General features: G+C 71.8%; 6 protein-coding genes. 5 read left to right on the forward strand and 1 reads right to left on the reverse strand.

The genetic code is table 11. The features are described 5' to 3' along the window. Window positions 1-34: 34 nt before the first annotated feature. The 4 genes from EAO75_RS23690 to EAO75_RS23705 all read left to right on the forward strand — a co-directional run bounded on the left by EAO75_RS23690 (window position 35) and on the right by EAO75_RS23705 (window position 4,749). Window positions 35-1,111: a glycine betaine/L-proline ABC transporter ATP-binding protein gene (locus EAO75_RS23690; protein WP_187284557.1), complete on the forward strand. Its 1,077-nt coding sequence runs from the start codon at window positions 35-37 to the stop codon at window positions 1,109-1,111. Continuing rightward, window positions 1,104-2,930, forward strand: coding sequence for an ABC transporter permease/substrate binding protein (locus tag EAO75_RS23695; RefSeq protein WP_147997056.1), 1,827 nt, complete (start codon window positions 1,104-1,106; stop codon window positions 2,928-2,930). The genes EAO75_RS23690 and EAO75_RS23695 overlap by 8 nt, the downstream gene beginning before the upstream one ends. 530 nt (window positions 2,931-3,460) lie before the next feature. Continuing rightward, window positions 3,461-4,030 (forward strand): helix-turn-helix domain-containing protein, encoded by a 570-nt coding sequence (locus tag EAO75_RS23700; protein ID WP_147997057.1) that lies wholly within the window; start codon window positions 3,461-3,463, stop codon window positions 4,028-4,030. Next, complete coding sequence (locus EAO75_RS23705; RefSeq protein ID WP_147997058.1) at window positions 4,030-4,749, forward strand: helical backbone metal receptor; 720 nt, start codon at window positions 4,030-4,032, stop codon at window positions 4,747-4,749. The genes EAO75_RS23700 and EAO75_RS23705 overlap by 1 nt, the downstream gene beginning before the upstream one ends. Here EAO75_RS23705 and EAO75_RS23710 read toward each other — a convergent pair. Beyond that, a complete protein-coding gene (locus EAO75_RS23710; protein ID WP_147997059.1) occupies window positions 4,661-5,821 on the reverse strand; it encodes a TDT family transporter in 1,161 nt (386 codons plus the stop codon). The genes EAO75_RS23705 and EAO75_RS23710 overlap by 89 nt on opposite strands. Window positions 5,822-5,892: 71 nt before the next feature. Between EAO75_RS23710 and EAO75_RS23715 the strand changes: the two genes are divergently transcribed. Further along, window positions 5,893-6,816 (forward strand): LysR family transcriptional regulator, encoded by a 924-nt coding sequence (locus EAO75_RS23715; protein ID WP_147997060.1) that lies wholly within the window; start codon window positions 5,893-5,895, stop codon window positions 6,814-6,816. Window positions 6,817-6,938 lie beyond the last annotated feature (122 nt).

The raw sequence follows: 6,938 nt of genomic DNA on the forward strand, positions 1-6,938 counted from the left end.
CTCCCTTCATTTGCCGTCGAGACAAGAGGTACCCGTGTCATCCAGGCTTGAGGCCGACCAGCTCTACAAGGTGTTCGGCAGACGACCGGGCGAGGCCGTCGAGCGGCTGCGCCAGGGAGTCAACCGGGAGGAGCTGCGCGCCGGCGGGACCACCGCCGCCGTGATCGACGCCTCCTTCACCGTCGAACCCGGCCAGATCTTCGTCGTCATGGGTCTGTCCGGGTCCGGCAAGTCCACCCTGCTGCGCATGCTCAACGGGCTTCTGGAGCCGACCGCGGGTCACGTCCGCTTCGACGGCCAGGACCTGACCGCGATCGGTGACCGCGAGCTGCGCGAGGTCCGCGCCAGGAAGATCAGCATGGTCTTCCAGCACTTCGCGCTGTTCCCGCACCGCAGCGTCCTGGAGAACGCCGCCTACGGTCTGGCCGTGCAGGGCGTGCCCCGCGCCGAGCGCGAGAAGCGCGCCGGCGAGGCGCTGGCCCTGTGCGGACTGGCCGGCTGGGAGAAGTCCTGGCCCGACGAGCTGTCCGGCGGCATGCAGCAGCGCGTGGGTCTCGCCCGCGCGCTGGCCACCGACGCCGACCTGCTCCTGATGGACGAGTCCTTCAGCGCGCTCGACCCGCTGATCCGCCGTGACATGCAGGATCAGCTGCTCCAGCTCCAGAAGAGCCTGAAGAAGACGATCGTCTTCATCACCCACGACCTGAACGAGGCCATGCGCCTCGGCGACCGCATCGCCGTCATGCGCGACGGCCGCATCGTGCAGACCGGCACCGCCGAGGACATCCTCCTGCGCCCGGCCAACGACTACGTCGCCTCCTTCATCCAGGACGTCGACCGCTCCCGCGTGCTGACCGCGGGCGCCCTCATGGACACCTCCGTCACCGCCGACGCCCCGCTGTGCGCCTGCGAGACCGCGACCAGCGAGACGCCGTTCGTGGAACTGTGCGCGATCAGCGCCCGCCTGTCCCACCGGGTCAGCGTCGTGGACGAGGAAAACCGGGTCATCGGCGTCGTTCAGCGTCAGCGGCTGGTCGGGTTCCTCGGGGACGAGAGCGCCGATCCGTCGCCCTGCGACACCCCGGAGGGGAAGGTGACCGCCCGTGCCTAGGCTGCATCTCGGTGACTGGGTCGACTCCGGCGTGGACTGGCTGGTCGCCCACATGGGCTGGCTCTTCGACGCGATCAAGGCAGTCGTCGAAGGCATGTACGACGGCGTCAACGCCGTCCTGACCGCCCCCGAGCCCCTGCTCCTCGCGGGCATCTTCGCCGTGCTCGCCTGGTGGCTGCGCGGCGTCGTCGCGGGCGTCCTCGCCTTCGGCGGGTTCGCGCTGATCGACTCGCTCGAACTGTGGGACCGGGCCATGTCCACGCTGGCCCTCGTCCTGGTCGCCACCGCCATCGCCCTGGYGCTCTCGATCCCGCTGGGCATCTGGGCGGCCCGCTCCAAGACGGTCAGCGCCACCGTCCGGCCCGTCCTGGACCTGCTCCAGACCATGCCGTCGATGGTGCTGCTGATCCCGGCCATCCTCTTCTTCGGCCTGGGCACCGCCGCCGGCGTGATCGCCACCCTGATCTTCGCGCTCGCCCCCGGCGTCCGCATGACCGAGCTCGGTATCCGCCAGGTCGACGCCGAGCTGGTCGAGGCCGCCGAGGCCTTCGGCACCACGCCACGCGACACCCTGCTGCGCGTCCAGCTGCCGCTGGCCCTGCCGACGATCATGGCGGGCATCAACCAGGTGATCATGCTGAGCCTGTCCATGGTCGTCATCGCCGGCATGGTCGGCACCGGCGGCCTCGGCGGCGCCGTCAACGAGGCCATCGGCCAGCTCGACATCGGCTTCGGCTTCGAGGCGGGCGTCGGCATCGTCGTCCTCGCGATCTACCTGGACCGCATCACCGGCGCGCTCGGCGAGCAGATCTCCCCGCTGGGCCGTCGCGCCGCCGCCAAGGTCCGCGCCGCCGGCCGCGTCAAGGTCTGGAACCACCGGCCGCGCCCGGTCGTCGCCGTCGCCGGCGTCGCCGCCCTGGCCCTCGTCGCGGGCGGCATGGGCGTCTTCGGCCCGACCTCCGCCGACACCGAGGCCTCCGCCACGAACGTCGGCAAGGGCAAGGAGGTCAAGATCGGCTACATCCCGTGGGACGAGGGCATCGCCTCCACGTACCTCTGGAAGGAACTGCTGGAGCAGCGCGGCTTCAAGGTCACCACCACCCAGTACACCGCGGGCCCCCTCTACACGGGCCTCGCCACCGGCCAGATCGACTTCGAGACGGACTCCTGGCTGCCCACCACTCACGCCGAGTACTGGAAGAAGTACGGGAAGCAGCTCGACGACCTCGGCTCCTGGTACGGCCCCACCTCCCTGGAGCTCAGCGTCCCCTCGTACGTCAAGGGCGTGAACTCCCTGGAGGACCTCAAGAACAACGCCTCCAAGTTCAACGGCAGGATCATCGGCATCGAGCCGAGCGCCGGAATGATGGGCATGCTCAAGGACAAGGTCCTCAAGGAGTACGGCCTGGAGGGCAGCTACGAGGTCGTGGACGGCTCGACGCCCGCGATGCTCGCCGAGCTCAAGCGCGCGTACGCCAAGAAGGAGCCGGTCGTCGTCACGCTCTGGTCGCCGCACTGGGCGTACAGCGACTACGACCTGACGAAGCTCAAGGACCCCAAGGGCGCCTGGGGCAAGGGCGACGGCGTGCACACGCTCTCCCGCAAGGGCTTCGCCGACGACAACCCCGAGGTCGGCGAGTGGCTGAAGAACTTCGCCATGACGGAGAAGCAGCTCACCGGCCTGGAGTCGCAGATCACCAAGGCCGGCAAGGGCAAGGAGCAGGACGCCGTGCGCAGCTGGCTGAAGCAGAACCCGGGCCTGCTGGACAAGTGGGCCCCGGTCGCCGGCGCGCAGCACAAGAGCCAGGCGGCCGGGTGACCTGACAGTCCCGGACCGCCTCCCGAGGGGTGGGTCACGCCGTACGTTTTTCCCCTCCGTACGGCTGACCCACCCCTCGCGGCATGTCCGCATAGTCGTCCGGCATGCCTACGAAAAGGATCCGGCCAACCACGCAGCGCTATCCCACCACCCGAGCCGGGCCCAGCGAACTCCCCACGGACGACCCCGACTTCCCGCCCTCGCGCGCCCCCTTTCACCTCAGCGCTGACCAGGCCCGCCCGTCGGCGCGGACGAGGGAACACGGAGGAGCGGCGAAGCATTGAACCAAACAGCGGCGCTCGCGTGCTGAACGGCAGTCAGCGGCGCCACGGGGGCGCTCGGCAGGTCGCGGGAGCCGATGCGCTGGCGCGAACCAGTGGGTCGTACTCCCCCCGATGTGTCGTCGATGTGACGGGCGCATGAAACGGTTTGCCGAACATGCGTAGGGTGCAGAGAACTCAACAGAAGGTGTGCGCCGGAAACCGGGCGCGAGGACAGTGGACCTACGAGCGAAGGAGGGAGCCGGAGCGATGGGCGACCACAAAGAACAGCCCCTTCGGGTGGGCGCGGCCGTGCGGCGGCGACGCCGTGCGCTCGACCTCACGCTCGCCGTCGTGGCCGAGCGCAGCGGCCTGTCGGTGCCCTTCCTGAGCCAGGTCGAGAACGACCGGGCGCGGCCCAGCAGAAGCTCCCTGGAGAAGGTCGCCGACGCACTGCGGACGACCGCCGTCGAACTCCTCGCCGCCGCCGACCCCGCGTGCAGCGTCGACGTGGTGCGCGCCGACACCACGGAACTCGCGCCGCAGCCTCGGACACGGTCCCTGGTGCGCGGTCACCACCAGATGCACGCCTCGGAGTTCACCGGCGACCATGACGCGGGCCGTGAATTCCAGTACCGCAACGACCAGTTGATGTACGTCGCCGACGGCGCCGTGGAGATCGAGGCGGAGGGCCGCGCCTACCGCCTGGGCCGCGGCGACACCCTGTACCTGACCGGCGGGGTGCGCCACCGCTGGCGGGCGACCGTGCCGGACACGCGCGTGGTCGTCGTCGCCGTGGCGGAGCACATCGAGGCGGTCCGGGACCGGCCGGGGCGCTGATGCGCACAGTCTCTCTGGTCCCGTCCCTGACGGAGGCCGTGGCCGTCTCGGCCCCCGGTTGCCTCGTCGGCGCCACGGACTGGTGCAGCCACCCCGCCGGCCTCGACGTCACCCGCGTAGGCGGCACCAAGAACCCCGACATGGACCGGATCGTCGCCCTCGCCCCCGACCTGGTGATCGCCAACGAGGAGGAGAACCGCGCCCCCGACCTCGCCGCCCTGCGCGCGGCCGGTGTCGAGGTCCTGGTGACCGAGGTGCGGGACGTATCGCAGGCCTTCCGTGAGCTGGCCCGCGTGCTGGACGCCTGCGGGGTGGGCTCACGCCCGCGGTGGCTGGACGAGGCGGAGGCGGCATGGTCGTCGCCTCCGCTCCCCGAACGCCGTACGACGGCCGTGGTGCCGATCTGGCGGCGCCCCTGGATGGTCCTCGGCCGCGACACCTTCGCAGGCGACGTCCTGGCCCGCCTCGGCGTGGACCACCTGTACGCCACGCACGAGGACCGCTACCCGCGCATCGGGCTGGACGACCTGCGGGCGGCGGCCCCCGACGTCGTGGTCCTCCCCGACGAGCCCTACCGCTTCACGGCCGACGACGGCCCGGAGGCATTCCCCGATCTGCCCTGCGCACTGGTCAGTGGACGGCACCTGACGTGGTACGGCCCGTCACTGGCCGAGGCACCACGGGTGCTGTCCGAGGCGCTGCGAGCAGCGCACCGCTGAGCAGCCCGCGCGTGGTGCTGACGGCCGCCACGGCCCAGGCGCCGACGAGCACGGCGTACAGCCCGACGGCCAGCCCGTCGTAGACGACGAGCCCGGTGTGCCGGGCCAGCGCCTCGGCGCCGGTGACACAGGTGCCGACCGGGAAGGTGAACGCCCACCAGGTCATCGTGAACCCCATGCCGTGCCGCCGGGCGCGTACGACATGGGCGCCTGCCAGCCCGAACCACAGCAGCGCGAAACCCATGACCGGCACGCCGTACAGAACGGCGAGCATCCCGAAGCCTTCGCCGTACGGCGCCGGGACCACGCCCGGGGCGACGTCCGCGAACGCGCCGACGGCGGTGGTGGACTGCCCGAGCGGACCCAGCACCAGGAAAAGGGTCGGGGTGAGGGCGAGGGGCAGGGGCCCGCCGGTGATGAGCCGGGCGAAGACGAGCGGCAGCATCAGCAGCGTGCCGAGCAGGCTGAGCCCGAACATCGCGACGCACGCCAGCAGCAGCGTCTCCTGGGCCTGCCCGGGCGGCAGATGCGGCACGAGCAGCGGCCCGAGCGCGGCGGACACCATCGGAGCGACGAGCGGCAACAGCCATACCGGCGTGGCCTGCGACGGTTCGACGCGATGGCGTACGGCCATGAGGTACGGGACGGCGACCGCGGCCGCCAGGCCTGTCGCCGTACCGGCGACGAACAGCACGGCGTCGAGGGCCACCGCCGCCCCGACCCCGATCCAGTCCCGGCCGACCGTGACCGCCCCGCCGCCGACCGCGAGCAGGGCCATGGACAGGCAGCCGTAGAAGGGCGCCATGGCCGGGTCGAGCAGGTGGGCGCGGGCCTGGTCGCGGTGGTGGGTCCAGTGCCGGACGCGGGCGCCGAGCAGGACGAGCAGCAGGACGAGGGAGAGGGCCCAGACGGCCGTGCAGAGGGTGCGCAGGCCGGGCAGGTGAAGCGGCAGTCGGGCTCCGGCGGTGGCGACGGCGGCGGTGCCCATGACCGCGCCGTACCAGTTCGGTCCGAGGTGACGGACGCTGCCGAGGCGAGGGAGGGGCCCGAGGTGACGGGCGACGGTGACCATGACATTCAGGGTCTTCGCGCGGATCCACTCCCACCAGGGAGTTCGGGTCTATGGCGACATAAACTGGGTTTATGACTCAGGCGGCGGAGGGGCAGTTTCGCGCGGGATCCCTGGCGCATCGCGTCCCGGAGCTCGGCGCGCTGGAGCTGTTGCTGGCGGTGGCGCGGCTCGGCAGTCTCGGTGGGGCGGCGCGTGAGCTGGGGATCACCCAGCCCGCGGCGAGCAGCCGGATCCGGTCGATGGAACGCCAGCTGGGGGTGGCGCTGGTGGACCGGTCACCGCGGGGTTCCCGGCTGACGGACGCCGGGGCGCTGGTGACGGACTGGGCGCGGCGGATCGTGGAGGCGGCGGAGGCGTTCGACGTGGGGGCGCAGGCGTTGCGGGACCGGCGGGACTCGCGGTTGCGGGTGGCGGCCAGCATGACGATCGCGGAGTATCTGCTGCCGGGCTGGCTGCTCGCCCTGCGGGCGCAGCGACCGGACACGGCGGTGTCACTGCTCGCCGGGAACTCCGCGGCCGTCGCCGAGCGGTTGCTGGCGGACGAGGCGGACCTTGGGTTCGTGGAGGGGCTGACGGTGCCGACGGGGCTGGACTCCGTCGTCATCGCCCACGACCACCTGATCGTGGTGACCGCGCCGGGGCATCTGTGGTCGCGTCGGCGGCGGGCGCTTCAGGCGTCGGAGCTGGCGGCCACGCCGTTGATCCTGCGGGAGAAGGGGTCGGGGACGCGGCAGGTGCTGGATGCGGCGCTGGGGGGTCTGGCCCGTCCGCTGATCGAGCTGTCCTCGACGACCGCGGTCAAGGCGGCCGCGGTGAGTGGGGCGGGGCCGGCGGTGCTGAGTGAGTTGGCCGTGGGGGAGGAGCTGTCGATGCGGCGGTTGGTGAGTGTGCCGGTGGCGGGCGTGTCGCTGGCGCGGGACCTGCGGGCGGTGTGGCCGACGGGGCACCGGCCGGTGGGCCCGGCGCGGGACCTGCTGTCGCTGACCCGCGGCTAGCGTTCCTCGCGCCGCCGGAGGGGCTGAGATCAGCCCCTCCGGGGGCCCCTGCTCGAAGAGCTTGGGGGAGTTCGAGGAGCGGGGTCCGGGGCGGAGCCCCAGAAGGATGGGACGGGTAGGGG

Source organism: Streptomyces sp. UW30 (assembly GCF_008042075.1).
Taxonomy (GTDB): domain Bacteria; phylum Actinomycetota; class Actinomycetes; order Streptomycetales; family Streptomycetaceae; genus Streptomyces.

Coding starts and splice junctions, on each gene's coding strand:
- EAO75_RS23700 (WP_147997057.1), top strand. CDS start 3,461: ATGGGCGACCACAAAGAACAGCCCCTTCGGGTGGGCGCGGCCGTGCGG.
- EAO75_RS23705 (WP_147997058.1), top strand. CDS start 4,030: ATGCGCACAGTCTCTCTGGTCCCGTCCCTGACGGAGGCCGTGGCCGTC.
- EAO75_RS23710 (WP_147997059.1), bottom strand. CDS start 5,821: ATGGTCACCGTCGCCCGTCACCTCGGGCCCCTCCCTCGCCTCGGCAGC.
- EAO75_RS23715 (WP_147997060.1), top strand. CDS start 5,893: ATGACTCAGGCGGCGGAGGGGCAGTTTCGCGCGGGATCCCTGGCGCAT.